We start from the raw sequence: 26251 nt of genomic DNA, 5'->3' as shown, positions 1-26251 counted from the left end.
CTCGCCCGTAGCTGTCAGCCGCGCAGGACGACATCCTCGGCGACGTAGTAGAGCGCGACGTCGATGTCCTCGAGGGGGACGCCGTGCTTGGCGTGGTACGCCTGCCGGTACAGCTCGAGCTGCAGCATCCGCTCGTCCTTCTCGGCCGCGGTGCGCGGTGCCACGCCCGTCTTCCAATCCACGATCTCGATGCGACCGCCGCGATCGGCCCGCCGGTAGACGGCGTCGAGCTTGCAGATGACGATGTGCGGCAGCCCGTCGGGCCCGGTGGTCGCGAAATCGATCTCGGTCTCGACCTCGATCGGCTGCAGCGGGGCCCACTCGGAGGCCAGGAACCGCTCGCGCAGGCGGTCGAGGGCCGCGGCGTCCTCGACGGAGGCCTCCGTGTCGGGCGCCTCGTCATCCGTCTCCCAGAGCGCGTCGTCGATGGATCCGCCGAGCCCCACACGACCGGACCGCTGTTCGACCCACGCGTGGAAGAGCGTCCCCAGGCGCGTCTGGCGGAACGGGCGCTCGGGCATCGGGCGGGCGATGCTCGCCAGCGTGCCCTCCAGGTCGGCGACGTACTCCTTGTAGCGTGACGCGGCGATGCGTGTGGGGGCGGTGTGCACCGGGCGGGCGCGGCGGGCGTCCCGCTCGGCCAGCAGCAGCGCCGCCTGCGGATCGAGCGCCGCGCGAGGCCCGGCGGCGGCGTCGTCGACCGCCGAGGCCGCCTGTACGACGGCGGCGCGCCGCGCCCCGAGCGGGTCGATCGGCCACTGGAGCACCCGGCGCTCGCCCTGGTACGGATCTTCGCCCGGCTCGTCGTCGGAGAGGGTCACGCCCAGTGCCGCGGCGATCTCGGTGAAGAACGTGCTGCGGGCGCGAGGACGCTTGGTGCCCGACCACGTGGCGCCCGTGAGGAGCAGATGCTCGCGTGCCCGGGTGACGGCGACGTACGCCAGGCGACGATCCTCCTCGAGCTGGCGCGCGCGGTTCGCCTCGATGAACGCCTCCATCGCCGCCTTCAGGTCCTGCTGCGTCTGCGCCGACCGCCACCCGAGCTCGGGGAGCCATGCGGAGTCTCCGCGGAACGTGAACGGCAGCACGCCGAAGCCCAGCCAGGCCTTCGTGTCGCGCGGCGCGCTGGGCAGCTCGTCCTTGACCATGCGCACCACGGCGACGGCATCCCACTCGAGGCCCTTGGATCCGTGGATCGTCAGCAGCTGCACCACGTCGTCCTCGGGCGGCTCGGTGCGCGGGGCGAACTCGTCCAACTGCTCGGCGTGGTCGAGCCACGCGAGCAGGCTCGACAGGGACCCCGTCTCATCGGCCGCCAGGAAGGCGTGCACCTCGTCGACGAACGCGCGCAGCTGCGCCGAAGCCACGCGGGCAGGACCTCGCGACTCGTTCGCCGCGAGCTCGATGTCGAGCCTCAGCTCGAGCTCGATCAGCCGCACCAGCTCGGGAATGGGCATCGCGGTCGCCTGGCGGAGGCCCGCGAACACCGACGCCGCATCGCGCAGCCGCTCCCTCGCGTCGGGCGTGAACCCCGACAGCCAGCCGTGGTCGGGCTTGTGACGCAGCACGAAGTCCAGCGCGTCCACGAGCGAGCCGTCGTCATCTCCGGCGCTGCCGCGGATGCGTTCGACCACCTCGGGCGCGAGCGGCTGCAACGACGCATCGTGGCGGGCCAGGCGACGGGCGAGTGCCGCGAGCTCGCGCAGATCCGGCAGCCCGATCGACCACCGCGGTCCGCTGAGCAGCCGGATGAGGGCGGAGCCGGCCGAGGGGTCGCTGATCACCCGCAGCGCGCAGACGACGTCGACCACCTCCGGGGTGGAGAGCAGTCCCCCGAGCCCCAGGATGCGGTGCGGGATCCCGCGGCGCCCCAGCGCGTCGCCGAACCGCACCATGTGCTTCTTGCTGCGGAACAGGATCGCCCCGGTGGTGGCGAGGCCTGCCTGCGCTCGCTCGGCGCGGACGCGGGCGAACCACTCCGCGACCCGGTCGGCCTCGGTGTCGAGGTCGGCGTCGAAACCGAGCTCGACCAGCCCGCCCGGCGCGCCGGGACGCGCGCGGAGCTCCTGCACGGGCACCGACGCCGATGCCGCGAGCGGCGCAAGCACGGCGTTGGCCGCGGCCAGCACCGACGCGCTGTTGCGCCAGCTCGTCAGCAGCGAGTACCGGGCGCACGGGGCATCCGGCGAGAACGCCGCGGGAAAGCCGCCGAGGTTGCCGGCGCTCGCGCCCCGCCACCCGTAGATGGCCTGGTGCGGGTCGCCGACGGCCATGACGCCCGTGCCGGCGAAGAGAGCGGCCAGGAGGTCGGTCTGCACGACCGAGGTGTCCTGATACTCGTCCAGCAGCACGACACGATAGCGTTCGCGCAGCTCGTCGGCGACGGCGCGGTGACTGGCCACCACCTCGAGCGCGCCCGCCACCTGGTCTGAGAAGTCGATGACGCCGAGACGCCGCTTCTCTGCGGCGTACTCGCGGGCGAGGTCGGACAGCAGCGAGAGCGCGCCGACCTTCTCGACGGCCTCGGCGACGTCGGCGTACACCGTCGTGCGCTTGTTCGTCGACGGCAGATCGCGCACGGCCTGGAAAAGCGCCGGGAAGGCGGCCAGTTCGTCGAAGTCGACGAGGTTGTCGACGCCGTCGCGCGCGATGCGCAGCGCCGCATCGACGATCGTGCGCACGGCCTCCGCCCGCACCTCGAGGCGAGGGTCGTCGGAGGCGAAGACGACCCGCCGCATGAGGAGCCACGCCGCGGACTCCGAGAGGACGGCGGCCTCGGCATCCCGTCCGATCCGCAGCGCATGCTCGCGCACGATCTGATCCGCGAAGCTGTTGTAGGTGGCGACGGTGGGGCGGTGCAGGAGCGCGTCCTCGGCCGACGACTGGGCCTGGGCGCCGACCGAACTCGCGAGCGCATCCAGCAGACGGTGCCGCTCGGCGGTGGCGCGGGCGCCCTCGACGCCCGATCGCTCGAGCTCGCCGAAGACGTCGAGGCGCCCGGCCTCGGCGAGCGCCGGAAGAGCCGGAAGCAGGCCGCGGCGCTCGAACTCGGCCAGGCGCGCGAGGCGCTTCTGGATCCGCTCGGCGAGCTCGCCCGCCGCCTTGCGCGTGAAGGTGAGGCCGAGGACCTCGTCGCGCCGCACGATGCCGTTGGCGACCAGCCAGACCACGCGGGCCGCCATGGTCTCGGTCTTGCCGCTGCCCGCGCCCGCGACGACGAGCGCCGGAGCCAGCGGCGCCTCGATCACCGCGGTCTGCTCGTCCGTGGGCGGGAACTGGCCGAGCGCCGCGGCGATGACCCGTGCGGGGAGGCGAGGCGTGGTGGTGGTTCCGGCGGGCGCCGTCGCCGCGGCGGTGGGCGGGTCGATCATCGTCACGACGCGCTCACCGCACCGATGGTGTGGATGCGGCAGAGGCCGTACGCGTGCTCGTCGCGGCAGTGCTCCTCGTACGGCGCGGTGAACGACTCGCCGCGCATGACCGAGACCGCCGCGCGGATGCGACCGAGGAACGCGTCGCGCCGTTCGTCGTCGAACGGCGGCTGCCAGGGCGTGGCGTAGTCGGCCTTGGTGGCCGTGGGCCGCAGGACCAGCAGCTTCGCGCCTCCCGGGGCATGGCCGCTCGCCGCGGGGATCGCCCCCGCCTCGAAGGCGAGCTGATAGGCCGCCAGCTGCGGGTTGTCGAGCACCTTGGCATCGGTCTGCGGCTCGCGCTTGCCGGTCTTCAGGTCGAGGATGACGACGCTGCCCTCGGGGGTCAGCTCGACGCGGTCGATGTACCCCGACAGCACGACGCGGTGCGGGTCGCCGCCGACGGGGCGGGCGTCGTCGTCGAGGGGGATGTCGACCTCGAAATGCGGCTCGGCGCCGATGAGGGTGCCGCCGGAGTCCTCGAAGCGGCGCAGGTACAGGTGCAGCCTCCTCACGAGGTCGCGGGCGCGGGTCTGCTCGGCGCGGTCCCGCCACGCCGCCTCGAAAGCCAGCTCCCCCCAGCGCGCCTCGACCTCGGCCCAGAGCGATGTCTCATCGCTGCCGGTCGCGTGCTCGAGGGCAGCGTGGATGATCGTGCCGAGACCGGCCGTCGTGCTGCCCGGGTCGCCGCCCAGATCGCCGATGACCCAGTTGAGCTCGCATTCCTCCAGCGCGTGCAGCCGCGACGGCGACACCCGCACGTCCTCGCGCTCCAGGTCGCGCAGCGCGCCCGTCGAGGTGGGCGCGGCGATGCCGTACCACTCGCGTGGCGAGGCGCCGGGTACGCCGGCATCGGCCAGCAGCGCGAGCTGCTCGGCCGCCCGCGCCACCGACCCGACGCTCTGAGCGGGCACCGGCTGCGCCGGGACGAGACCGCGCATGCCGGCCGTGGTGAGCGTGCGGCGGTGGCGTGCGACCAGGCCTCGCAGCGAGACCGGGTGATCGAGGTCGAGCGGCTCGGGATCCGGCAGCAGCTCGAAGAAGACGCTCGGACCGGTGTCGTCGTCGTCGACGGCCGTGACGATCGTCAGGGCGGTGGCGCGCGACAGGGCCCGCGCCAGGAGGCGCAGCTCGTCGTGCATCGCGGCCCGGCGCCGGTCGAATGTGCCGATCGCCTCGCCGTCGGCGCGGCTGGCCGCATCGGCGAGGCGCCAGGTGTCGAGCAGGCTGCCCCGCAGGCGGGTGTTGGGCCACACCGCATCCTGGACGCCGGCGATGACGACCGTGTCGAACTCGAGGCCCAGCGCACCGGCGGGTGTCATCACGCGGACGCTGTCGGCGCGCGTCGGAGCCTCGAGGCGGTCCTCGGCGACGCCGCTGTCGAGGATCGACCGGACGAAGACGCGCGGATCGGCGTCCAGCGATCGCTCGACGAAGCGCTTGGCCGCCTGGAAGAGGGCGACGAGCGCGTCGAGGTCGCGGTTCGCCTGCTCGGCGAGCGGACCGTTCCCGCGGGCGAGCTCGGACCAGGCGCGCTCGAGACCGCTCCTGTCCCACGCGGTCCACAGCAGCTCGTGGGCGGTCGCACCGCGCTCGAGGTCGTCGCGCAGCACGGCGAGGGTGCGCGCGAGGGACGCCGCGCGGCGCGCCTCCCGCGTGTCGAGCACGTCGAACTCGATCGGCCGGCGCATGGCGGAGAGGATCAGGTCCCGCCCGGAGCGCTCGGGTTCCGCGGAATCATGCGCCGGATCGACCGCCAGCCGCAGCTCCGCGTGACGGAGCACCGACCGCAGCCGCCGCAGCTCGATGACGTCGAGCCGGCCGTAGGTGCCGACGAGCGCGGCGGACACGTCCTCGAACACCCATTCGTCCTGGGCCGCCAGCTCGATCAGGCGAAGCAGATCGGCGACGGGCCGGACGCTGCCGAGCGCGCGCCCGGGACCGCCGGCCCGCGCCGGCACCTCGCGCGCGGACAGCTCGGCCTCCAGGGCGGAGACCTGCCGGGTGTCGTGCGCGATCACGGCGCACGCGTGCCACGGCACGCCGCCGTGGACGTGCCGCTCGCGCAGCAGCCGGGCGATCGCGTCGTACTCCTCGGCCGGGGAGCGCAGCGTCAGGGCGCGCACCGATCCGTCGGGCTCGCCGTCGGCTCCCGTGCGCCGGTGCGAGACCACGCCGACGGCCCCGATGCGCTCGGTCACCCGGTCGACGAGCACACGCTGCCACGGTGTTCCGCGGTGGCCCTCCGACAGCACGTGCACCTCGCCCAGCGAGCCCGCCAGGCGGGCGAAGTTCTCCGGCGTCGCGCCGCGGAACGACCCCGAGCCGACGTCGGGGTCGCCGAAGGCCAGCACGGCGGCGCCGCGTGCGCGCACCGCTTCGAGCAGCTCGACGCCCCCGAGCGTCAGCTCCTGCGCGTCGTCGACGAGCACCACCCGGACCCGGTCGACGGCCGGTGTGCCGGCGGGGGCGGTGCGCAGGAGCCCCACGGCCTCGCGGACGAGGCCGGCGGCATCGCGATGCGCACCGCGCATGCCGTCGCGCACCTGCAGGTACTCGGCGAAGAAGGAGGACAGCGCCACCCACACCGGCAGCTCGTGGCGCTCGCCGAGGTCGCGCAGCCGATGCGGACCGATGCCGAGCGTCGTGCACTCGGCCAGGAACGTCCGCACCTCGGTGCGGAAGCCCGCCGTGCCGCGGATCGCCGGACCGAGCCAGTCGGGCCAGCGCGCCGCACCGGCGGCCTCGTCCTCTTCGTCGCCCTCGAGGAGGTCGCGGATGATCTGATCCTCGTCGCCGCCGGTGAGCAGCTGCGGCGGGTCGGCGTCGACCGCCACCGCGTGCGCCCGGACGATCTGGAACGCGTAGGAGGCGACCGACCGCGCCAGCGGTCCGCTCGTGGCCACCCGGACGGCCAGGCCGAGGCGGTCGCGCAGCGCCGTGGCGGTCTGCCGCGACGGCGTGAGCACCAGCAGCGAGTCGGGGTCGGCGCCGGCGTCGACGAGCGCCGCGACGCGGGCCACCAGGGTCGCCGTCTTGCCGGTGCCCGGTGCCCCGACGACGACACCCGAGGCGGTGGCGGGCAGCGCGATCACCGCGCGCTGCTGCGCGTCGAATGGGAGCGCCCCGCGCTCACCGCCTCCCGAGACCATGCCTCGACGGTAACGCGTGCGACCGACATCCGACCGTTCGCTCAGAGCGTTTCGGCGACGGCGGATGCCACGCGCGCGTGTCGTAGAGTTGCCATGCGCCCGGGGAGCCCTGAGCCTTTCAGCGAGCAACCGTCGCCCCGCGCAGGAGGTCAGTCACGTGGAGATCCGCATCGGCATCGCGAACACCGGCCGCGAGCTCAACTTCGAGACGAACGAGCCGGCGGCCGACGTGAAGAAGTCCGTCGCCGCAGCGCTCGACGCCGGCGCCACGCACGTCACGTTCGCCGATGCGAAGGGCAACTCGTACATCGTCCCCACCGCGGGGCTGGCGTACATCGAGCTCGGCTCCGAGGAGTCGCGGCGCGTCGGCTTCGTCGCCTGATCCGGAGCCCGGCGTGCAGATCCTCATCGCCTTCATCCTCGGCGCGGTCATCGGCACCGGCATCCACTTCCAGCTGCACCAGCGCCTGACACGCGGCGTCGCGCTCGCGCCGATGATCGGCGCGGTCTCCGCCGGCGCGGCGTGGGCGATCCTCACCTGGCTCGGTGTGGGCATCGACACCCCGTGGCCGTGGCTGGCGGCGCTGGTCGTCCCGATCGTCGTGACGTATCCCGCCGTCATCGCGGTGTCGCGCGCCCGCGTGCAGCACGACGTCCGCGAGAAGGCCCGCCTCGGCATCGGCTGAGCCGCCCCCTCGCCGCCGGCGCCGTCGTCAGGCAGCCAGGCCCATGGCGTCCATGCGCCGCGAGTGCGCGGCCATCAGCTCGGTGAAGACCGGCTCGACCTTCTCCTGTGCGGCGAGCCCGCGCGGGGTGGGCCGCAGCGCTGCGCGTGCGATCAGCAGCGTGTCCCCGACCAGACGGCGGCCCCACAGCGCCAGCAGCGAGCGCCACTCCGGGTCGCTGGAGATGGTCTCGGCGATCAGCTCGACGATCGCCTGACGATCGGAGTCCGCCAGCAGGATGCGCGCGACGCGGTCCCCGGTCTCGCCGTAGCTGGCCGACAGTGCGAGGTAGAAGTCGTCCAGCATGCCGGCGGTGATGTGCACGGACAGCAGCGTCTCCTGCGGCCGCACGCCGTGCGTCGCGGCGCGGAAGGCGTCCAGCGGCTCACGGAAGGGGCGCATGATCTCAGTGGGGTCGTCGCCCCGCTCCCTGATGAGCGCCACGAGCGCCTCGTGCTTGGTCAGGGCCGCGCCGGCGGCTCGCGAGACGGCCTCCTTCTCGGCGAGCTCGGGGATCGTCTGGATCTGCTCGGTCAGCGTCTCGAAGAAGCCGAGCTGCAGATACGCCGCCTGACCCAGGAACGTGTCGATGTCGGGCGCCAGCTCCTCGAAGTCGACGCGATTCGCGCCGCTGAGCTCGTCTCGCGAGCGGAGCTGGAGCTTGCGCCCCGTGTCGCGGCGCTCCCAGAACCACTTGACCATGCACGAAAGCCTACGAGGGCGCGCGCCCGAAAGCGTGCCCCGGGGGCACCTCGGGTATCGTGGGTGTCGTCCCCGGCGTCGGATCGGGGCGCCCGCGCCTGTGGGAAAGAAGGGCGTGGACCGCACTTCCGCCCGCGCGGCGGCCTCGACGAGGCCGGAAACCGCGCCCGGGCGACACCAACCCAGGCAGCATCCCACTGCCGGACAGGCACATATCGTGACGACCTTCGCCGAACTCGGCGTCGATCAGGACATCGTCGACACCCTCACTGCGAAGGGCATCGTCGACGCGTTCCCCATCCAGGAGCAGACGATCCCCCTCGGCCTGCCCGGCCAGGACATCATCGGCCAGGCCAAGACCGGCACCGGCAAGACCTTCGGCTTCGGCATCCCCGTGGTGCAGCGACTGGGCCCGGACCCGGCCCACGGCGTGAAGGCGCTCATCGTGGTGCCCACGCGCGAACTGGCCGTCCAGGTCTACGAGGACATGGACATGCTGACCTCGAACCGCTCGACGAGCGTCGTGGCCATCTACGGCGGCAAGGCCTACGAGGGCCAGATCGACCAGCTGAAGGCGGGCGCCCAGATCGTGGTGGGCACCCCCGGTCGCCTGATCGACCTCAACAATCAGCGCCTGCTGGACCTCTCGAACGCCACCGAGGTGGTCCTCGACGAGGCCGACAAGATGCTCGACCTCGGCTTCCTCCCCGACATCGAGAAGATCTTCTCGAAGGTCCCGGCGGTCCGTCACACGCAGCTCTTCTCCGCGACCATGCCCGGTCCGATCGTCGCCCTCGCGCGGCGGTTCATGTCCAACCCGATCCACATCCGTGCGACGGACCCCGACGAGGGCCTCACGCAGGCGAACATCCGCCACCTCGTGTACCGGGCGCACTCGCTCGACAAGGACGAGGTCATCGCCCGGATCCTTCAGGCCGACGGTCGGGGCAAGACCGTGATCTTCACGCGCACGAAGCGGGCCGCCCAGAAGCTCGTCGACGAGCTCAGCGACCGCGGCTTCAACGCCGGCGCGGTGCACGGCGACATGAGCCAGGAGGCGCGCGAGCGCTCGATGGCGGGCTTCAAGGCCGGCAAGAAGGACGTGCTCATCGCGACGGACGTCGCCGCGCGCGGCATCGACGTCGACGACGTCACCCACGTCATCAACCACACGATCCCCGACGACGAGAAGGCCTACCTGCACCGCGCGGGTCGCACCGGCCGTGCCGGCAAGACCGGCATCGCCGTGACGTTCGTGGACTGGGACGACCTGCACAAGTGGGCCCTCATCAACCGCGCGCTCGAGTTCGGTCAGCCCGAGCCCGTCGAGACCTACTCGTCGAGCCCGCATCTGTTCACCGATCTCGACATCCCGGCCGGCACGAAGGGGCGCATCGTGACCGCCCCGAAGACCCAGGCCGTCCGCGTCCAGCCCGAGAGGGCTGCGGATGCCGCCGCCGAGGTCGAGACGAACGGGCAGGCACCCGCGCGCCGGCGTCGCCGGCGTCGCTCGGGCGGCCAGGACGAGCGTGTCGGCTCGACGTTCGAGAGCGACGGGGACGGCGCCAAGACGTCGCGGGACCACGCCGCGCAGAGCGGCGACGCCGATCGCTCGTCGGAGGGCGGCGGGACGCACGACGGCGGCGGCAAGGAGCACCACGACGGCAAGCCCGCCCCGGCGCGGCGCCGGCGCCGGCGCCGCGGCGGCGCCGCGCCCGCGGGCGGCGCGCCCGTCGGCGCGTGATGCGACGACGCCGGTGACGATGACGGCGTCCGCGCGACAGCGGCGCTAGTGTGAGCGCACACGGCGTCTATCGCGCCGTGACCTCGCATTCAAGAAAGGCGTATCGTGCGATTCCTCGATGCCGTCACCACCGCGTACGAATACCAGGGATTCTGGGGATCCTTCTGGGACATCATCTGGTGGTTCCTCTGGATCTTCTTCTTCGTCGTCTACCTTTTCGCGCTGTTCGCCGTGATCGGCGACCTGTTCCGCGACCGCAACCTGAACGGCTGGCTCAAGGCGCTGTGGATCATCTTCCTGATCTTCGTGCCGTTCCTGACGCTGCTGGTCTACCTGATCGCCCGCGGCAAGGGCATGGCCGAGCGCGGCGCGCGGGAGGCGGGCGAGATGCAGAAGGCGCAGGACGCCTACATCAAGTCCGTCGCCGGCGGCTCCGCGGCGAGCCCGGCCGACGAGATCGCGAAGGCGAAGGCGCTCCTGGACGCCGGTACCATCACGCAGGCCGAGTACGACGCCCTGAAGGCCAGGGCACTCGCCTGATCCGCCTCGCGCGGAGCGCGTGATCCTCGCAGAGACGGGAGCGCCCCCGTCCGCCTAAGGGTGGACGGGGGCGCTTCCCGTTGCGCGTGCGACGATGCGGGCCACCATGTCGTCCGCGGTGGTGTTCTCGCCGGGGACGTTCGGCTTGCCGAGCCCGTGGTAGTCGCTGGATCCTGTCACGATGAGGTCGCGCTCGCGGCACAGCGCGCGCAGCGTCCCGAGCGCGGGCTCGCGGTTCTCGCGGTGGCCGAGCTCGAACCCGGCGAGGCCGGCGCCGAGCATCCGCTCCAGCAGCGGCATCGGCAGCAGGCCCGCCCTGCCGGCCGGGTGGGCGATGACCGGCACTCCCCCGGCGCCCACGACGAGTCTGACGGCGGTCACCGGATCGGGGGCGTACAGGGCGACGTAGTAGTCGCCGCGCGGGCTCAGGATCCCCGAGAACGCCTCTGCGCGGTCGCGCACGAAGCCGCGCGCCACCAGCGCGTCGGCGATGTGCGGGCGCCCGACGGTCGCGCCGTCGGTGGTCTGGGCGAGGATGTCGTCCCACACCAGGTCGTAGTCCCGCGCGATGCGGTCGGCCATCAGGCGGGCGCGGTCGAGCCGCGACGACCGGATGCGGGTGGTCTCCGCTCGCAGCGCGGGCTCGTCCGGGTCGGGAAGGTACGCGAGCACGTGCACGCTGCGCCATTCGTGGCGTGCCGACAGCTCCATCCCTGGGATGAAGCTCATGCCGAGGGATGCCGCCGCCTCGGCCGCCTCCGCCCATCCTGACGTCGTGTCGTGGTCGGTCAGCGCCGCCGTGCGCACGCCGTGGCGGTGCGCCGACGCCATGACCTCGGCGGGCGGCTGGGTGCCGTCCGAGTGCGCGGAATGCAGGTGCAGGTCGCTCGGCCCTTCGAAGCGCTGCGGTCCCGGCATCCTCCGAGCGTAGCGCGGCGGCGCGCGGCGATCGGATGCGCATGTCGCGCGCCACGCCCCGGGTGCTGACGGATCTCCCAGGCTGCTCGCATAGGCTCGCGGTCGTGCTTCGCCTGCTCGGGATCCTCTTCACCGTGCTGTGCGCCATCGGTGCGGCGGTGCTGACGTGGCCGGCGTTCTTCCGCGTCGAGCGGGTCTTCCCGATCGCGCAGATCGTCTCGTTCCGCGGCGTCCTCGCCGGCGTCTTCATCGCGGCCGCCGTGGTCGCGCTGCTGCTGGCCATCGCGCGTCCGATCCGGGCTCTCGCACTCTCGATCGCCGTCGTCGCGGGCGTCGCGGCCGTGGCGAACCTGGGCGTGATCGCAGCCCGCGGAGGCCTCGGCACCGACCCGCTGCCGGTGAAGACCGAGACGAGCGTCCGCGTCATGACGTGGAACACCGCGGGCCCGGCCACGGCGCCCGAGACGATCGCGAAGATCGCCGTGGCGATGGATGCCGACATCGTGGCGCTTCCCGAGACGACCATCGAGACGGGCGAGCGGGTCGCCATCGCGATGCGCGATCTCGGGCACCGGATGTGGGCGCACCACGCGGAGGACCCGTCCACGGAATGGGATGCCGGATCCACGACGCTGCTGATCTCTCCCGAGATGGGCGACTACGCCGTCATCGAATCGTCGCAGAACGGCACCAGCAACACCTCGACGGTGCCGAGCGCCGTCGCGATGCCGGTGTCGGGACAGGGGCCCATCGTCGTGGCCGTCCACGCCGTGGCTCCGCGGCAGAGCTACATGCAGAGCTGGCGGGACGACCTGCAGTGGCTCGCCGACCAGTGCGTCGACGGCGACGTCATCATGGCCGGCGACTTCAACGCCACGGTCGACCACATGTCGGGCCTCGGCATCGACGGAGGCACGCTCGGCCACTGCACCGACGCCGCGGTCGAGACCGGCAACGGCGCGCTGGGCACGTGGTCGTCCAGCGTCCCGGCCATCCTCGGCGCGCCGATCGACCACGTCATGGCGACCGACCGGTGGCGCCCATCGGGCTCGCTCGTGCTGCGCGCGATGGACGGCTCGGGGTCGGACCATCGCCCCCTGATCGTGCAGTACGAGCCCGCCGGCTGAGCCTGCCGCGGGTGTTCGCGCCCGTGCGAGACTGGACGCATGAGCAGCGCAGCCGACGACACGGCCACCCCCGCGACGCAGCCCTCGACGAGCACCAATCGTCGCCAGCCGTTCGGTCAGGGCTTCCTCGACACCATCTCCACCGGATGGGCCGAACGGCCGGACTCCGCACCGCCCGCGCGCGTCCAGGCGCCCTTCGCCGCAGCCCGCCGCGACGCGGTGTCGGCGGCCTTCCCGGGCCGGCGACTGGTGATCCCGGCCGGCGAGCTGAAGCAGCGCAGCAACGACACCGACTACCCGTTCCGCGCGCACTCCGCCTTCTCGCATCTGACGGGGTGGGCCTCGGACTCGGAGCCCGGCGCGGTGCTGGTGTTCGAGCCGCGCTCGGGCGGCGGGCACGACGTCACGCTGCACTTCCGCGAGCGCGCCGATCGCACGACGAGCGAGTTCTACTCGGATGCCTCGATCGGCGAGTTCTGGATCGGGCCGAGGCCCGCCCTCTCGGGCGTGGCCGCCGACCTCGGCCTTCCGACGGCCCACATCGACGACTTCGAGGAGCGCGACGGCGACCTCGTGGTCGGCGAGCACGACGAGCTCACGCGCTTCGTCTCGGAGCTGCGCCTCATCAAGGACGCGTACGAGATCGGTCAGATGGAGCTCGCGGTTCAGGTCACCGCGGACGGCTTCGACGACATCGTCGCGAACCTGCCGGCGATCGTCGACCACCCGCGCGGCGAGCGCGTCGTGGAGGGCGTCTTCCACCGGCGCGCCCGCAGCGACGGCAACGCGGTCGGCTATGACACGATCGCGGCTTCGGGCCCGCACGCCTGCTACCTCCACTGGACGCGCAACGACGGCGCGGTGGTCCCCGGGGATCTGATCCTGATCGACGCCGGCGTCGAGGTGGACAGCCTCTACACCGCCGACATCACGCGGACCCTGCCGGTGAGCGGACGCTTCACCGAGGTGCAGCGCCGGGTGTACGAAACCGTGCGCGAGGCCGCCGACGCGGCGTTCGCCGCCGCGCGGCCCGGTGTGCGCTTCCGGTCGATCCACGAGGCGGCGATGCAGGTCATCGCGGCGCGAGTGGCCGAGTGGGGCCTGCTGCCGGTCAGCGCGGCAGAGGCGCTCGACGCCGACGCGGGGGGCCACCACCGCCGCTACATGGTCCACGGCACGAGCCACCACCTCGGCATCGATGTGCACGACTGCGCGCAGGCGCGGCGCGACATGTACTACGACGGGCTCCTGGAGCCCGGCATGGTGTTCACGATCGAGCCGGGACTGTACTTCCAGATCGACGACCTCACCGTCCCCGAGGAGTACCGGGGCATCGGCGTGCGCATCGAGGACGACATCCTCATGACCGAGAACGGCCCCGTGAACCTGTCGTCGGCGATCCCCCGCACCGCCGACGAGGTCGAGGCCTGGATCGCGCGCGGCAGCGGCTGACGTGTCCTTCACGCCTCCCCCGTCGTTCACGACGCGCCCGACCCTCACCGGCACGTTCGGCATGTCGGCCTCGACGCACTGGCTCGCGACGGCGACGTCGCAGGCGGTGCTGGAGCGCGGCGGCAATGCGTTCGACGCGTCCGTCGCCGCGGCCTTCGTGCTGCACGTCGTCGAGCCTCATCTCAACGGGCCCGGCGGGGACCTCGTCGGCATCTTCCAGACCGCCGACGCGGCCGCGCCGACGGTTCTCATGGGTCAGGGCCCCGCTCCCGAGGCGGCGACCATCGACCACTACCGAGCGCAGGGCCTCGACCTCGTGCCGGGCGCCGGCGGCCTGGCCGCGGCGGTGCCGGGCGCCGTCGACGCGTGGCTCCTGCTGCTGCGCGACCACGGCACGTGGGAGCTGGCCGACGTGCTCGCGTACGCGATCGGCTACGCCCGCGACGGCCACCCCCTGGTCGCCGGCGCCGCGGCGACGATCGCGCGGGTTGCAGAGCTGTTCCGCGACGACTGGCCGACCTCCGCCGCCCTCTGGCTGTCCGACGGCCAGCCTCCTGCGGCCGGGGAGATCGTGCGCAACCCCGCCTACGCCGAGGTGCTGGACACCCTCGTCCACGCGTCCTGCACCGTGCGCGACGACGGACCTGTGGGCCGCGCGGCGCGCATCGACGCCGCGCGCCGGGAGTGGAAGACGGGATCCGTCGCCCACGAGGCATCCGCGTTCCTCGCGCAGCCGCACCGCCACTCGGACGGCGGCGCGCACGCGGCCGTCATCACCGCCGACGACTTCGCCGCGTTCGATGCGGCGTACGAGCCTGCGCTGACGCGCGAGTTCCGAGGGCGCACGGTCGCGAAGGCCGGTGCGTGGACGCAGGGCCCGGCGCTGCTGCAGACGCTCGGCCTGCTGGAGCCCCTCGCGGACGAGCTGCTCGACCCGTCGCAGGAGGAGGGCGCCCACACGATCCTCGAGGCGCAGAAGCTCGCGCTGGCCGACCGCGACGCCTGGTTCGGCGACGACGACGTCGACCTCGAGGCGCTGCTGTCCGCGGACTACCTCGCCGAGCGCCGCGCCCTCATCGCGGGCACCGCGTCGGCGGAGTTCCGGCCAGGGTCGCCCGCGGGCGGCACCCCGTTCCGCCCCCCGCTGCGCGAGACGTACGATGCGCCCGCGGTCGGCACCGGCGAGCCCACGGTGCCCCCCGGCGAGGCCCGCGTGGCGGCGTCGGGCGAGACCCGCGGCGACACCTGCCACCTCGATGTCATCGACCGCTGGGGCAACATCGTCTCCGCCACGCCCTCGGGAGGCTGGCTGCAGTCCTCGCCGACCATCCCGGCGCTCGGCTTCTGCCTGGGCACCCGCCTGCAGATGACGTGGCTCCAGCCGGGGCATCCGTCGTCCCTCATGCCGGGCCGGCGACCGCGCACGACCCTCACGCCGACGCTCGTGCTGCGCGACGGGGCGCCGGAGTTCGCGATCGGCTCGCCGGGCGGCGACCAGCAGGATCAGTGGCAGCTGCTGGCGCTGCTGCGCATCATCGTGGGCGGCTACGCGCCGCAGCAGGCGATCGATGCGCCGGCGCTGCACACGACCGCGATGCCGGAGTCGTTCTGGCCCCGCACGTGGACGCCCGCCGGCGCCGTGGCCGAAGCCCGCCTGGGCGATGCCGTGATCGAGGGCCTCGAGCGTCGCGGTCACCGCGTCACGCGCGCGGGAGACTGGGCGCTCGGTCGCGTCTCCGCCGTCGGGAGGGATGCCCGCACGGGTGTGCTGTGGGCCGCCGCCAACCCGCGGGGCATGCAGGGCTACGCGGCCGGCCGCTAGCAGGCCACGCGGCGGGATGCGTCAGGCAGCTCGCACCCGCACCGGCGGGCCGACATACCGCGCGGACGGCCGGATGATCTTCGGATCGGCTGACTGCTCGAGGATGTGCGCCGTCCACCCGATCGTGCGGGCGATGGCGAACGTCGGGGTGAACATCGACCGCGGCAGTCCGCACTGCTCCATCACGAGGGCGGCCCAGAACTCCACGTTGGTGTGCAGCGCGCGTCCCGGCTTCGCCGCGGCGAGCAATCGTTCCGCGGTCTCCTCGAACCGCAGCGCCAGCTCGACGCGAGCACCGCCCCGCCGCTTCGCGATCCGCTTCATCAGCTCCGCCCGCGGGTCGGACGTCCGGTACACGGCGTGCCCGAACCCCATCAGCCGGCGGCCGGCGGCGAGCTCCCCGCGGATCCAGGGCTCGATGCGCTCCGCCGTGCCGACCGCGTCGAGTCCGTCCAGGGCGCGGGACGGCGCACCGCCGTGCAGCGGCCCCGTCAGCGCGCCGAGGGCACCCACGAGGCAGGAAGCGGCATCCGCTCCCGTCGACGCGATCACCCGAGCCGTGAACGTGGAGGCGTTGAAGCCGTGGTCCATCACGGAGATCAGGTAGGCCGTCAGCGCCGCCTCGCTCTCGGCGTCCGCAACGGTGCCCGTCACCTGGTGCAGGTAGTCGGCGACGAGGCCCCGGCCGGAAAGCAGCGGCAGCGGCTGCTGCCCGTTCCGCCTGCGCCACAGCGCGCCGACGATGACGGGCGTCGAGGCGGCGAGCTCGATCGCGTCGATCAGGCGCTCGTCGGCGGTCAGGTCGTAGAGGGGACGGATGCCGCGCCGCGCGGCCAGCAGCGACCACACCGCCGCGAGCCCCGCCATCACCTCCGGTGTCGCCGCGGACACGGCGTCGACGGCGGCGGCGACGTCGTCCGCGCACCGGGTCCTGGCGGCCTGGATCCGACGCGCGAACGCACCGCGGGAGGCATCCGTCGCGTCCTCTCCGGTGACGAGCAGCTGCCAGGCATCCTCGAAGTCGGCGGCCTCGGCGAGCTCGATCGCGGAGCGGTCACGGTACTGCAGCAGTCCCTCGGCGCCGCGCACATCGCTCACCGCCGTCTCGGCGACGATGACACCCGCCAGGCCCCGGGGTGCGTCGATCGCGGCCGATGGTGTCGTCGTGGTCATGTCGTCTCCTTCCCTCGGGCGGGCGCCGTGCCGGCGAGCCGCTACACTCAGGGTCGGACTTGATTCCGTTTTCGTCAATCTTGATCGGATCAATATCGATGAACGCCCTGCCACGGCTCTCGGCCGCCGAGGCGGCCGCGCGCCTCGGGGTCAAGCCCGAGTCGCTCTACGCGTACGTCTCACGCGGCCTGCTGTCGCGCGAGCGCGACGCGACCGGCTCGTGGTTCGATCCCCTCGAGGTGGAGGCGTTCGCCGGCCGGCGGCGCCGCTCCCCCGCACCGCCCTCCGGCGGGGCGGCGGCCGGGACCCCGCTCATGGTGCTCGACACGCGGCTCGCCCACGTGGAGGACGACGCGCTGCACTACCGCGAGCGCTCTGCGGCGCGCCTTGCACGGGAGCAGTCGTTCGAGGACGCCGTCTGCTGGCTGTGGGGCATCCGCACGCTGCGCCCGCCGGATGCCGACGACGTCCAGGTCGCCCGCCGCACGATCGCGGCGCTCGGCGACGGCAGCCGTCCCCTCGACCGGCTGGCGGCGGGGGTGACCGCGCTCGCGGTGACCGACCCGCTGCGCGACGATCCGGCGCCGGAGCAGCTCGCGCGCATCGGGGCACGGCTGGTGACGGGGCTCCCCGCGGCGCTCCTTTCCGAGGGCGCACCCGGCGCGGTCGCGCCGACGCTGTGGCGCGCGCTCGGCGGCCGCGACGACGCCGACGGCATCCGCCTGCTCGACGCGGCACTGATCCTCGTGATCGACCACGACCTGGCGCTGTCCACGCTCGCGGGCCGTGTCGCGGCGTCCGCCCGCGCCTCGGGCTACGCGGTCGTGACGGCCGCGCTCGGTGCGTTCGACGCGCCGCTGCACGGCACGGCGAGCCGCTCGGCGTTCCGGCTCCTGCGCGCCGTCCGGGACGGCCAGGCGCCGGCACCGGCGATCGCGCGCGCGGTCCGCGACGGCGGGCGCGGCATCCCCGGCTTCGGCCAGTCGCTCTATGCCGGGGCCGACATGCGGGCGCGGCTGATGCTCGAACTGCTCCGGGAGGCGCCGCAGAGCGCCGACGTGATGGCGGCGGTCGACGCCGTCACGGAGGAGGTGGCCCGGCGCACCGACACCCGCCCGAACCTCGATCTGGCGCTGGCGGCGCTCACCCTCTGGGCGGGCATGACAGAAGACGCCGGCGGCGTCGTGTTCGCCGTCGGGCGCATCGCGGGGTGGATCTCCCACGCGATGGACGAATACGACGAGCGAGCCCTGCGGCTGCGCCCCCGCGGGCGCTACGTGGGTCCGCCCGCGGAGTGAGCCGCGCGGAGCCACGCGACGATCGGCGGTACCAGCTCGGCGGCGACCTCGGCGGGCGGCCGCTTGCGGCCCTTCACCTCGAACGAGTGGCCGCCGCCCTCGATCCACGAGATCTCGGCCGACCGGCACGAGGCGACGGCCCCTTCGAGCTGCTCGTGCGGATCGATGAACGGGTCGTTCGAGCCCGCCACGAAGAGCTGCGGCTGCGGCACGTCGGGCAGGTGCGCCACACGGGCCTTGTCGGGGCTGCCGGGCGGATGGAGCGGATACCCGAGGTACACCAGGGCGGCCGGGTCGATCGCGCCCTCTGCGGCCGCCATCGACGCCATCCGCCCGCCGTACGACTTGCCGATCGCGAACACCGGCGCGCCCGCTGCGCGGTCGGTCAGCTCGGCGTGCACCGCCCGCCACGTCGCGACCGCATGGGCGGCCGGCCCCGGCATCCGTCGCCCCGCCTGGACGTAGGGGAAGTTGAACCGCAGCGTCGCGACGCCCGCCTCGGCCAGCGCGTCGGCGAAGCCCAGGAGGAAGGGATGCCGGTACCCGGCGCCCGCCCCGTGGGCGAGGGCGGCGTAAGCCCACGCCGAGGGCGGCGCGACCAGGTCGGCCGAGACCTCGACCCGCCCGCTCGGCAGCTCGACCGGGACGGTCGCGGGGGCCGACGCCGTCACGGTGTCACGGGCGGTCCGCGCGGTCGTCGGCGGCGACGTCCGGCGCCCGCTCGGGCGCGGCGTCGTCGTCCGCGTCCCCGGTCCGCTCGGGAGGCGCCGCCAGCCGCTCGCCGTACTTGGGCGGCTCGTCGGCGGGCGTCGGTGCGGATGCCGGTGCGGGTGCCGGGGCCGATGCCGGTGCGGATGCCGCGGCCGCCGGGATCGTCGTCGGCGCGGAGGACTGCGGACCGAGGACCTGACGGGCGCGGCTCGCACTGCCGTCGGTGACGGTGACCTCGTAGTGGTCGGCGACGACCTGCATCACCGACGCGAAGTCCCGGCGGCGGCGCACGAAGGAATACGCCACGAGGCTCATCAGCATGCCGATCGCGATCCCGACGAACAGCACTCCCACGAACGCCTGGATCGGCACCGACGGCGAGCCGATCACGAGGATCGCGGAGAACAGCAGACCCAGAAGCAGTCCGTTGACGGCGCCCGACCGGGCGGCGGAGGCATACCCGAGACGACCTGTGATCCGCTCGATGGAACGCAGACCCTGACCGACGATCGCGATCTCGCGGGCCGGGATCTCGGCGGCGATGAGAGACGACACCGCCTTCTGCGCCGCCTCGTACGTCGGGAAGCTCGCCACCGTCTGTCCGACGGCGTCCGAGCCCTTCAGGGGACGGCCTCCCATGATGGTCATCTCCCCATCCTCCCACGGCACGCGGACTACGCTGAGACGTGTGAGTACGCAGAGGGTTTTCGTCGCGCGCCTGTCCGGGTGCTCGGTCTTCGACCCCGCCGGCGACCGCCTCGGCAAGGTCCGCGACGTCGTCGTCATCTATCGCAAGGACGATCCGCCGCGCGTCATCGGACTCGTGGTCGAGATCCCCGGCCGGCGCCACGTGTTCGTCTCGATCGGGCGTGTCACCTCGATCGCCACCGGGCAGGTCATCACCACCGGCCTGATCAACGTGCGTCGCTTCCAGCAGCGCGGCGGCGAGGTCCGCGTCATGGCCGAGATGCTCGGCCGCAAGGTGTTCTTCGCCGACGGGTCCGGCACCGCCGTCATCGAGGACGTCGCCATCGAGCGCAACCGACTGGGCGAGTGGGACGTCGGCCAGCTCTTCCTCCGCAAGCCCAAGACGAGCGCCTCCCCCTTCGCCAAGGGCGCAACGACGTTCGCCAACTGGGATGCGGTGCGCGAGAGCCAGGTGCCCGGCGAGACGCAGTCCGCCGAGCAGCTGGTCGCCACCTACTCCGAGCTGCGCCCGGCCGATCTCGCGAACACCCTTCTCGACCTGCCCGAGGAGAGGCTCCTCGAGGTCGTCGAGGAGCTCCCCGACGACCGTCTCGCCGACGCACTCGAGGAGATGCCCGAGGAGGAGCAGGTGCACATCCTCGAGGCGCTGGACGACGAGCGCGCCGCCGACATCCTCGATGCGATGGAGCCCGACGACGCCGCCGACGTGCTCGGTCAGCTCCCCGAGGATCAGCGCGAGGAGCTGCTGGAGCTGATGGAGCCCGAGGAGGCGGAGGATGTCCGCGCGCTCCTGAAGTACGGTCCCGACACGGCGGGCGGCCTCATGACGAGCGAGCCCATCGTGCTCTCCGCCGACGCAACCATCGCCGAGGCGCTCGCCCTGATCCGTCGGCACGAGCTGCACCCCGCTCTGGCAGCGGCCGTGTTCGTGACGCTTCCGCCGTACGAGACGCCGACCGGCCGGCTGCTGGGCACCGTGCATTTCCAGCGGATGCTGCGCTATCCGCCGCACGAGCGGCTCGGCGCGATCATCGACGACACGCTGGACCCGGTGCCTGCCACCGCCTCGGCCGCGGAGGTCGCGCGCCTTCTCGCTTCGTACAACCTGGTGTCGCTCCCCGTCGTCGATCCCGCGCATCGCCTCGTCGGCGCGATCAGCGTCGACGACGTGCTGGACTACCTGCTGCCCGAGGACTGGCGGTCGCACGATGCCGATGAGAGCGGACGCCCGGCAGCGGCACCCGCGCCGGCCACGACCCCGCGCGCTCAGCCCGGAGGCGGCGCCCGCGGCGGGAGGAGGCGCTGATGGCACGTGCGACCCGTCAGCCGGCCCTCGACGCGCCGCGCGGCCGCTCCGGCATGCTGCAGCGCACGCCGCAGCAGTCCAGCGATCGCTTCGGGCGCTTCTCGGAGGCGTTCGCCCGGGCCATGGGGACCTCGGGGTTCCTCATCGGCATGACGATCTTCGTGATCGTCTGGCTCGCCTGGAACACCTTCGCCCCGCGGGAGCTGCAGTTCGACCCGCGTGAGTACAACTACACCCTGCTGACGCTGATCCTGTCGCTGCAGGCCTCGTACGCCGCGCCCCTCATCCTGCTCGCGCAGAACCGCCAGGACGACCGCGACCGCGTGCAGATCGAGCAGGATCGCCAGCGCGCCGAGCGAAACCTCGCCGACACCGAGTACCTGGCGCGCGAGGTGGTTGCCCTGCGCATGGCCGTCAACGACTTCGCCGATCAGGTCGTGACCCGCGACGTGCTGCGCAGCGAGCTGCGCACGCTCCTGGAGAAGCTCGACGCCACCCCCGAGGCCCAGGACGGCACGCACCGATGAGCGCGGTGCCCGCGGACGCCGTCCGCACGGCGGTCGGCGCCGTCCTCGACCCGGAGCTGCGCCGGCCCATCGGCGAGCTCGACATGGTGCGCGACATCTCCGTCGACGCGGGCGTGGCCCACGTGGCGATCGCGCTGACGATCGTCGGGTGCCCCGCCGCAGACCGCATCGCCACGGATGTGCGCACCGCCGCGGCATCCGTTCCCGGCATCACGGACGTGGCGCTGGAGGTGGGGGTGATGACCCCGGCCGAGCGGCACGCCCTGACCGAGCGCCTCCGCGGCGGACGGGGTCGCCAGATGCCGTTCGGCCCCGGCTCGCTCACCCGCGTCATCGCGGTCACGAGCGGGAAGGGGGGCGTCGGCAAGTCCACCGTCACCGCCAATCTCGCCGTCGCCCTCGCCGCACGCGGACTCGCGGTCGGCCTCATCGACGCCGACGTGCACGGGTTCTCGATCCCGGGTCAGCTCGGCCTGGTCGGCCCCGACGGGTCCGTGCCGCAGCCCACCCGCGTCGACGACCTGATGCTGCCGCCGGTCGCCCACGGCGTGAAGACGATCTCCATCGGCATGTTCCTGCGCCGGAGCGGCGGCGACTCCCCGCTCGGCGCGGTCGCGTGGCGCGGGCCGATGCTGCACCGGACGGTGCAGCAGTTCCTCACCGACGTCTTCTTCGGCGACCTCGACGTGCTGCTGCTGGACATGCCGCCGGGCACCGGCGACGTGGCGATCTCCGTCGGACAGCTGCTTCCGAACGCCGAGGTGCTGGTGGTCACGACGCCGCAGACCGCGGCCTCCGATGTCGCGGTCCGCAGCGGGCTGGTCGCGCGGCAGACCGGGCAGCGGGTGATCGGCGTGGTCGAGAACATGGCGGCGATGACGCTCCCCGACGGGACGGTGCTCGACCTGTTCGGCCACGGTGGCGGCGCGGCCGTTGCCGAGGCCCTGTCCGGGTCCGGGTCCGAGGTCCCGCTGCTGGCCTCCGTGCCGCTGAGCCCCGTGGTCCGCGCCGACGCCGATGCCGGCGTTCCCGCGGTCCTCGCGCATCCGGACGATCCGGCCGCGCGCGCCATCGCCGACATCGCCGCCGCGCTCGCCCGGTTCCCCAGAGGGCTGCCGGGCCGCTCCCTCCCCTTCCGTCCGCGCTGACGCGGCCGGCCGATCAGGTGGCTTCGCTGTCGAAGGGCGTCGGGCCGTCGTCGGGGCCGCGGAAGGGCGATCGCACGGGCGTCGTGGGCGGCACCGGTGCCGCCGCCTGGGTGCGCACGGTCTGCACCGGCGCGTCGTCGAGCAGCGCCTCGCGGATGATGCGCCGCGGATCGTACTGGCGGGGGTCGAGCGTGCGCCAGTCGACGTCGTCGAAGTCCTCGCCCATCTCGTCTTTCACGCGGGTCTTGGCCGTCGACACCCACTCCCGCGCCCGCCTGGTGAACTGCGCGAGCGACTCCGCGTAGCGCGGCAGCCGCTCCGGCCCGATGATGAGTGCCGCGACGAGTCCGATCAGCAGGAGCTTCTCGATCGTGAGGCCGAAGATCATGAGATCAGGTTACCGCCGCGCCTGTGCGGCCAGCGCCACGGCGCCGCGTAGGCTGGCGGCGGAGGGATGCCGATGGGAGAGCACGACGCGAACCAGCGGTTCGTCGACGAGGTGACGAACGAGCCGGATCACATCGCCCGGGCCCGCGCGCACGCGCTGGAGCTCGGTGCGGCGCCGATCAGTCCCGCGATCGGGGCCCAGTGCGCCGTCATCGCCGCCGTCTCGCAGGCGCTCAACATCGTCGAGATCGGCACCGGCGCCGGCGTCTCGGGGCTGTGGCTGCTCCGCGGCTCCCCACGCGCAACTCTCACCACGATCGACAAGGAGCCCGAGCACCTCGGCGCGGCCCGCCAGGCGTTCGCCGAGGCGCGCATCCCGCCGGCACGCGCTCGCTTCATCACCGGCCGCGCCGCGGAGGTCCTCCCCCGCATGAATGAGGCGTCCTACGACATCGTCCTCGTCGATGCCGACCCCGACGGGGTGATCGAGTACGTCGAGCACGGCCTGCGACTCGTCCGCGCCGGCGGGACCGTCCTGGTCCCCCGCGTGCTCGCAGGAGGAGCGGTCGCCGACCCCGTGCGGAGGGATCCGGTGACCTCCGCCTACCGCTCGCTGATCCAGGAGACGCAGAGCTCCCCCGCGGTCATCGGCGCCCTCTCCATCACCGGCGAGGGGCTGCTGCAGCTCACCACCGTGCCGACGACCTAGACGACCCGGACAGACGCGAACGGCCGGTCCTCTCGGACCGGCCGTTCGCGCAATGCTTCTCAAGCGGCGTTGACGACGCCCCCCAGGACGTCGTAGAGCTCCTTGGCCTCAGCGTCGTTCACCGAGACGACCAGACGACCGCCTCCCTCGAGCGGCACGCGCACGATGATGAGTCGACCCTCCTTCACGGCCTCCATCGGCCCGTCTCCGGTTCTCGGCTTCATGGCTGCCATTGCGGCTCCTTTTCATCGATGGTCTGCGCCTCAAGTTTATCGTGAGGCATGAGTGAACGGGCACGCCTGGGGAAAGCGGCATCCGTCGTCCCCGGTCACGGCACCTGCCAGGTGTGGTTGCCGAGGGCGTACATGTTGTAGATCCACCACCACTGCCCGATGAGGCACGCGAGCAGCACTCCGATGCGCCACAGCCGCGACCGCGGGACCGCGAACGCGCCCCATAGCGGCGAGAGCGGCAGCAGGAGTCGGAAGATGCTCGACTGCGGGAAGAACACCAGGAGGAGGTAGACGAGGTAGCTGGCACTCCACAGGCGCAGCTCGACACCGAGCCTGCGGACCTGGGGCAGCAGGAGGAGCGCTGCAGCGACCGCCACCACCCCGATGGCGAGAGCGGCATAGCCGAGCCAGACCGGCAGGTTCCACATCGTCCCGAACCAGAACGCCGCTCCCGACAGGAACGGCTCGAACGGCACGAACTCGGCGTCGCCGGGCACCCAGTTCCGGCGCCACGCGAGCTCGGTGGCCAGATACGCGTCGGGCACGCCGGTCACCCACCCCGCGATGACCTGCCATGCGAACCCGGCGACGGCGGCGAGCAGTCCCAGTGCGACGATGTGGACGATCTCGGGCGTGCGCAGCGGCTCGCGCGCGCGGCTCCGCCACCGCCAGATCCCGAAGAGCGCCAGGAAGAGGGAGAAGGCGAGCACCCCGGGACGCGTGAACGCCATGAGCGGGATCAGCGCGTACAGCCAGACGTAGCGCCGGCGCATCACGCACCACAGGGCGCAGAACAGCCACAGCAGGTTCAGCGCCTCGGCATAGCCGACGTGGAAGAGTGCGGCCAAGGGGCCGGCCGCGCAGAACGCGACAGCCCACAGCGCCGCCTGATCGTCCAGTCTCGGACGCAGCAGGTGATAGAGGACGACGGATGCCCCGTACCCGGCGAGCAGCGACACGATCAGGGCACCCGCCGGCCACGCTCCGAACGGGAGCGAGACGAGCTGGGCGAGCAAGGGGTACAGCGGAAGGAACGCCCAGGCGTTCTCGGCGACCTGCCCGGTGTCCGTCAACGGCAGCTCGGCGGGGTAGCCGGAGTACGCGATCAGCCAGTACCACGAGCCGTCCCAGGCCACGACCGTGTCCATGATCCCGGCGTCGGGACCCATCCGGGAGCCGAACCCCGACAGCTCGGCGGCCACGAAGAGCAGCAGGGCCGTCACGGCGCGCGCGCCGAGGTAGATCGCGGCGACGAGCACCGCCGTGCGGGCCGCGGAGCGCGGCGCTGCGCGCTGCGTCAGCTCGTGGTCAGCCACGCGCGAAGGCCCCGCTCGACCGCCTCGATCTGCGCGATCGCCACGCGCTCGTCATCGTGGTGGGCGAGGTGCGGATCACCGGGACCGTAGTTGACGGCCGGCACGCCCAGAGCGCTGAACCGCGCCACGTCGGTCCACCCGTACTTCGGACGAGGCTCTGCGCCGACAGCCCGCAGGAACTCCTGGGCGAGCGGCGCGTCGAGGCCGGGACGGGCACCGGCCGCGGCATCGACGATCTCCACGTCGAAGCCCGCGAACACGTCGCGCACGTGGCGCTCCGCCTCCGCGACGTCGCGGCTGGGGGCGAACCGGTAGTTCACCTCGACCTCGCACAGATCGGGGATCACATTGCCGGCCACGCCACCGCCGATGCGGACGGCGTTCAGGCCCTCGCGATAGACGAGTCCCTCGACCTCGACGTCGCGCGGGCGGTAGTCGGCGAGGCGCCCGAGGATCGGCGCCGCCTTGTGGATCGCGTTCTCGCCGATCCACGCGCGGGCGCTGTGCGCGCGGACGCCCGTCGTGCGCACCATCGCGCGCAGGTTCCCGTTGCACCCTCCTTCGACCTCGCCGTTGGACGGCTCGCCCAGGATCGCGAAGTCGCCGGCGAAGAGGTCGGGGCGGGTGCGCGCCAGGCGGGTGAGGCCATTGAGGTCGGCATCCACCTCCTCGTGGTCGTACCACATCCAGGTGACGTCGACCCGGGGCGCCACGAGCTCCGCAGCCAGCTTCAGCTGCACCGCGACACCGGCCTTCATGTCGACGGTGCCACGACCCCACAGGAACGGCTCACCGTCGACGGTGATGTCCTTGGTGGGGACGTTCCCGTTGATGGGGACGGTGTCGATGTGGCCGGCGACGACGGCGCGCTGCGGGCGACCGAGGTTCGTGCGGGCAACGATCGTGTCACCGTCTCGGTACACATCGAGATGGTCGAGCGGCGACACGGTGGCGAAGATCGCGTCGGCGAGAGTCCCTTCGTCACCGGAGACGCTCGGGATGTCGCAGATGGTGCGGGTGAGGTCGACAGAGGAGACGGAGAGATCGAGCGTCGGCATCCCCCGAGTCTACCGACGCGAAATAGCGCCTTAACGCGGAATGGCCACCCTGCGTTGGGTGGCCATTCCGTGTAATGGGTGTCCG

23 protein-coding genes are annotated in these 26251 nt (G+C 72.8%); 12 read left to right on the top strand and 11 right to left on the bottom strand.

Translation table 11 applies throughout. The annotated features are described in order from the left end of the window. Positions 1 to 14: 14 nt before the first annotated feature. Positions 15 to 3371, bottom strand: coding sequence for an ATP-dependent helicase (locus ACZBH1_RS13625; RefSeq protein WP_463647055.1), 3357 nt, complete (start codon positions 3369 to 3371; stop codon positions 15 to 17). A gap of 2 nt (positions 3372 to 3373) precedes the next feature. Beyond that, positions 3374 to 6562, bottom strand: coding sequence for an ATP-dependent helicase (locus tag ACZBH1_RS13620; protein WP_463646690.1), 3189 nt, complete (start codon positions 6560 to 6562; stop codon positions 3374 to 3376). 157 nt (positions 6563 to 6719) lie between these two features. Here ACZBH1_RS13620 and ACZBH1_RS13615 point away from each other — a divergent pair, with 157 nt between their 5' ends. Continuing rightward, positions 6720 to 6944, top strand: a complete 225-nt coding sequence (locus ACZBH1_RS13615; protein WP_045296833.1) for a DUF3107 domain-containing protein — start codon at positions 6720 to 6722, stop codon at positions 6942 to 6944. 13 nt (positions 6945 to 6957) lie between these two features. Beyond that, positions 6958 to 7248: a hypothetical protein gene (locus ACZBH1_RS13610; RefSeq protein ID WP_463646689.1), complete on the top strand. Its 291-nt coding sequence runs from the start codon at positions 6958 to 6960 to the stop codon at positions 7246 to 7248. 27 nt (positions 7249 to 7275) lie between these two features. Here the strand turns inward: ACZBH1_RS13610 and ACZBH1_RS13605 are convergent, their stop codons facing one another. Continuing rightward, positions 7276 to 7989 carry a ferritin-like fold-containing protein gene (locus ACZBH1_RS13605; RefSeq protein WP_336396776.1) on the bottom strand — a complete coding sequence of 238 codons (714 nt, stop codon included), beginning with the start codon at positions 7987 to 7989 and terminating at the stop codon, positions 7276 to 7278. Between the two features lie 217 nt (positions 7990 to 8206). Between ACZBH1_RS13605 and ACZBH1_RS13600 the strand changes: the two genes are divergently transcribed. Then, complete coding sequence (locus ACZBH1_RS13600; RefSeq protein WP_463646688.1) at positions 8207 to 9733, top strand: DEAD/DEAH box helicase; 1527 nt, start codon at positions 8207 to 8209, stop codon at positions 9731 to 9733. A 105-nt stretch (positions 9734 to 9838) separates the two neighbouring features. After that, the gene (locus ACZBH1_RS13595) at positions 9839 to 10273 is read left to right on the top strand and encodes an SHOCT domain-containing protein (protein ID WP_463646687.1); all 435 of its coding nucleotides are present in this window, start codon (positions 9839 to 9841) and stop codon (positions 10271 to 10273) included. Between the two features lie 54 nt (positions 10274 to 10327). Here the strand turns inward: ACZBH1_RS13595 and ACZBH1_RS13590 are convergent, their stop codons facing one another. Continuing rightward, positions 10328 to 11191, bottom strand: a complete 864-nt coding sequence (locus tag ACZBH1_RS13590; RefSeq protein ID WP_336399316.1) for a PHP domain-containing protein — start codon at positions 11189 to 11191, stop codon at positions 10328 to 10330. A 104-nt stretch (positions 11192 to 11295) separates the two neighbouring features. Here ACZBH1_RS13590 and ACZBH1_RS13585 point away from each other — a divergent pair, with 104 nt between their 5' ends. The 3 genes from ACZBH1_RS13585 to ACZBH1_RS13575 are packed head-to-tail and all read left to right on the top strand — an operon-like array spanning position 11296 to position 15592. Then, positions 11296 to 12318: an endonuclease/exonuclease/phosphatase family protein gene (locus tag ACZBH1_RS13585; RefSeq protein ID WP_336399315.1), complete on the top strand. Its 1023-nt coding sequence runs from the start codon at positions 11296 to 11298 to the stop codon at positions 12316 to 12318. A 39-nt stretch (positions 12319 to 12357) separates the two neighbouring features. Further along, positions 12358 to 13770: an aminopeptidase P family protein gene (locus tag ACZBH1_RS13580; RefSeq protein ID WP_463646686.1), complete on the top strand. Its 1413-nt coding sequence runs from the start codon at positions 12358 to 12360 to the stop codon at positions 13768 to 13770. Between the two features lies 1 nt (position 13771). Then, positions 13772 to 15592: a gamma-glutamyltransferase family protein gene (locus tag ACZBH1_RS13575; protein ID WP_463646685.1), complete on the top strand. Its 1821-nt coding sequence runs from the start codon at positions 13772 to 13774 to the stop codon at positions 15590 to 15592. A 21-nt stretch (positions 15593 to 15613) separates the two neighbouring features. On the opposite strand, the gene ACZBH1_RS13570 is transcribed toward ACZBH1_RS13575, so the two are convergent. Beyond that, positions 15614 to 16765 carry a citrate/2-methylcitrate synthase gene (locus ACZBH1_RS13570; RefSeq protein WP_452325497.1) on the bottom strand — a complete coding sequence of 384 codons (1152 nt, stop codon included), beginning with the start codon at positions 16763 to 16765 and terminating at the stop codon, positions 15614 to 15616. Positions 16766 to 16863: 98 nt separating this feature from the next. On the opposite strand from ACZBH1_RS13570, the gene ACZBH1_RS13565 reads away from it, so the two are divergent. Next, positions 16864 to 18063, top strand: coding sequence for a citrate/2-methylcitrate synthase (locus ACZBH1_RS13565; RefSeq protein WP_463646684.1), 1200 nt, complete (start codon positions 16864 to 16866; stop codon positions 18061 to 18063). On the opposite strand, the gene ACZBH1_RS13560 is transcribed toward ACZBH1_RS13565, so the two are convergent. Both ACZBH1_RS13560 and ACZBH1_RS13555 read right to left on the bottom strand, forming a co-directional pair. Further along, entirely contained in the window at positions 18039 to 18734 is a 696-nt protein-coding gene (locus ACZBH1_RS13560) for an alpha/beta hydrolase family protein (RefSeq protein ID WP_336399310.1), read from the bottom strand. The genes ACZBH1_RS13565 and ACZBH1_RS13560 overlap by 25 nt on opposite strands. A gap of 4 nt (positions 18735 to 18738) precedes the next feature. Further along, the gene (locus tag ACZBH1_RS13555; RefSeq protein ID WP_463646683.1) at positions 18739 to 19422 is read right to left on the bottom strand and encodes a YflT domain-containing protein; all 684 of its coding nucleotides are present in this window, start codon (positions 19420 to 19422) and stop codon (positions 18739 to 18741) included. A gap of 40 nt (positions 19423 to 19462) precedes the next feature. On the opposite strand from ACZBH1_RS13555, the gene ACZBH1_RS13550 reads away from it, so the two are divergent. From ACZBH1_RS13550 to ACZBH1_RS13540, 3 genes are read left to right on the top strand one after another with little or no spacing between them, the layout of a single operon-like run. Beyond that, positions 19463 to 20788 (top strand): magnesium transporter MgtE N-terminal domain-containing protein, encoded by a 1326-nt coding sequence (locus ACZBH1_RS13550; RefSeq protein ID WP_378885315.1) that lies wholly within the window; start codon positions 19463 to 19465, stop codon positions 20786 to 20788. Then, complete coding sequence (locus ACZBH1_RS13545) at positions 20788 to 21315, top strand: DUF1003 domain-containing protein (RefSeq protein ID WP_336399307.1); 528 nt, start codon at positions 20788 to 20790, stop codon at positions 21313 to 21315. The genes ACZBH1_RS13550 and ACZBH1_RS13545 overlap by 1 nt, the downstream gene beginning before the upstream one ends. Further along, entirely contained in the window at positions 21312 to 22463 is a 1152-nt protein-coding gene (locus ACZBH1_RS13540; protein ID WP_336399306.1) for an Mrp/NBP35 family ATP-binding protein, read from the top strand. Before ACZBH1_RS13545 ends, ACZBH1_RS13540 begins: the two co-directional genes overlap by 4 nt. 13 nt (positions 22464 to 22476) lie before the next feature. On the opposite strand, the gene ACZBH1_RS13535 is transcribed toward ACZBH1_RS13540, so the two are convergent. After that, positions 22477 to 22851 (bottom strand): twin-arginine translocase TatA/TatE family subunit, encoded by a 375-nt coding sequence (locus tag ACZBH1_RS13535; RefSeq protein ID WP_336399305.1) that lies wholly within the window; start codon positions 22849 to 22851, stop codon positions 22477 to 22479. A gap of 72 nt (positions 22852 to 22923) precedes the next feature. On the opposite strand from ACZBH1_RS13535, the gene ACZBH1_RS13530 reads away from it, so the two are divergent. Next, positions 22924 to 23559: an O-methyltransferase gene (locus tag ACZBH1_RS13530; RefSeq protein WP_336399304.1), complete on the top strand. Its 636-nt coding sequence runs from the start codon at positions 22924 to 22926 to the stop codon at positions 23557 to 23559. 59 nt (positions 23560 to 23618) lie between these two features. Here ACZBH1_RS13530 and ACZBH1_RS13525 read toward each other — a convergent pair whose 3' ends face one another. The 3 genes from ACZBH1_RS13525 to dapE all read right to left on the bottom strand — a co-directional run bounded on the left by ACZBH1_RS13525 (position 23619) and on the right by dapE (position 26166). After that, positions 23619 to 23792: a DUF3117 domain-containing protein gene (locus tag ACZBH1_RS13525; protein ID WP_019179788.1), complete on the bottom strand. Its 174-nt coding sequence runs from the start codon at positions 23790 to 23792 to the stop codon at positions 23619 to 23621. A gap of 95 nt (positions 23793 to 23887) precedes the next feature. After that, positions 23888 to 25108, bottom strand: a complete 1221-nt coding sequence (locus ACZBH1_RS13520) for a hypothetical protein (RefSeq protein ID WP_336399303.1) — start codon at positions 25106 to 25108, stop codon at positions 23888 to 23890. Beyond that, positions 25090 to 26166, bottom strand: coding sequence for a succinyl-diaminopimelate desuccinylase (gene dapE / locus ACZBH1_RS13515; RefSeq protein ID WP_336399302.1), 1077 nt, complete (start codon positions 26164 to 26166; stop codon positions 25090 to 25092). The genes ACZBH1_RS13520 and dapE overlap by 19 nt, the downstream gene beginning before the upstream one ends. Between the last annotated feature and the right edge of the window lie 85 nt (positions 26167 to 26251).

The sequence above is a fragment of the Microbacterium sp. ZXT2-5 genome, from assembly GCF_055329545.1.
The sequence above is the reverse complement of the archived record's forward strand: the minus strand, read 5'-3'. Positions and strand labels throughout refer to the sequence as shown.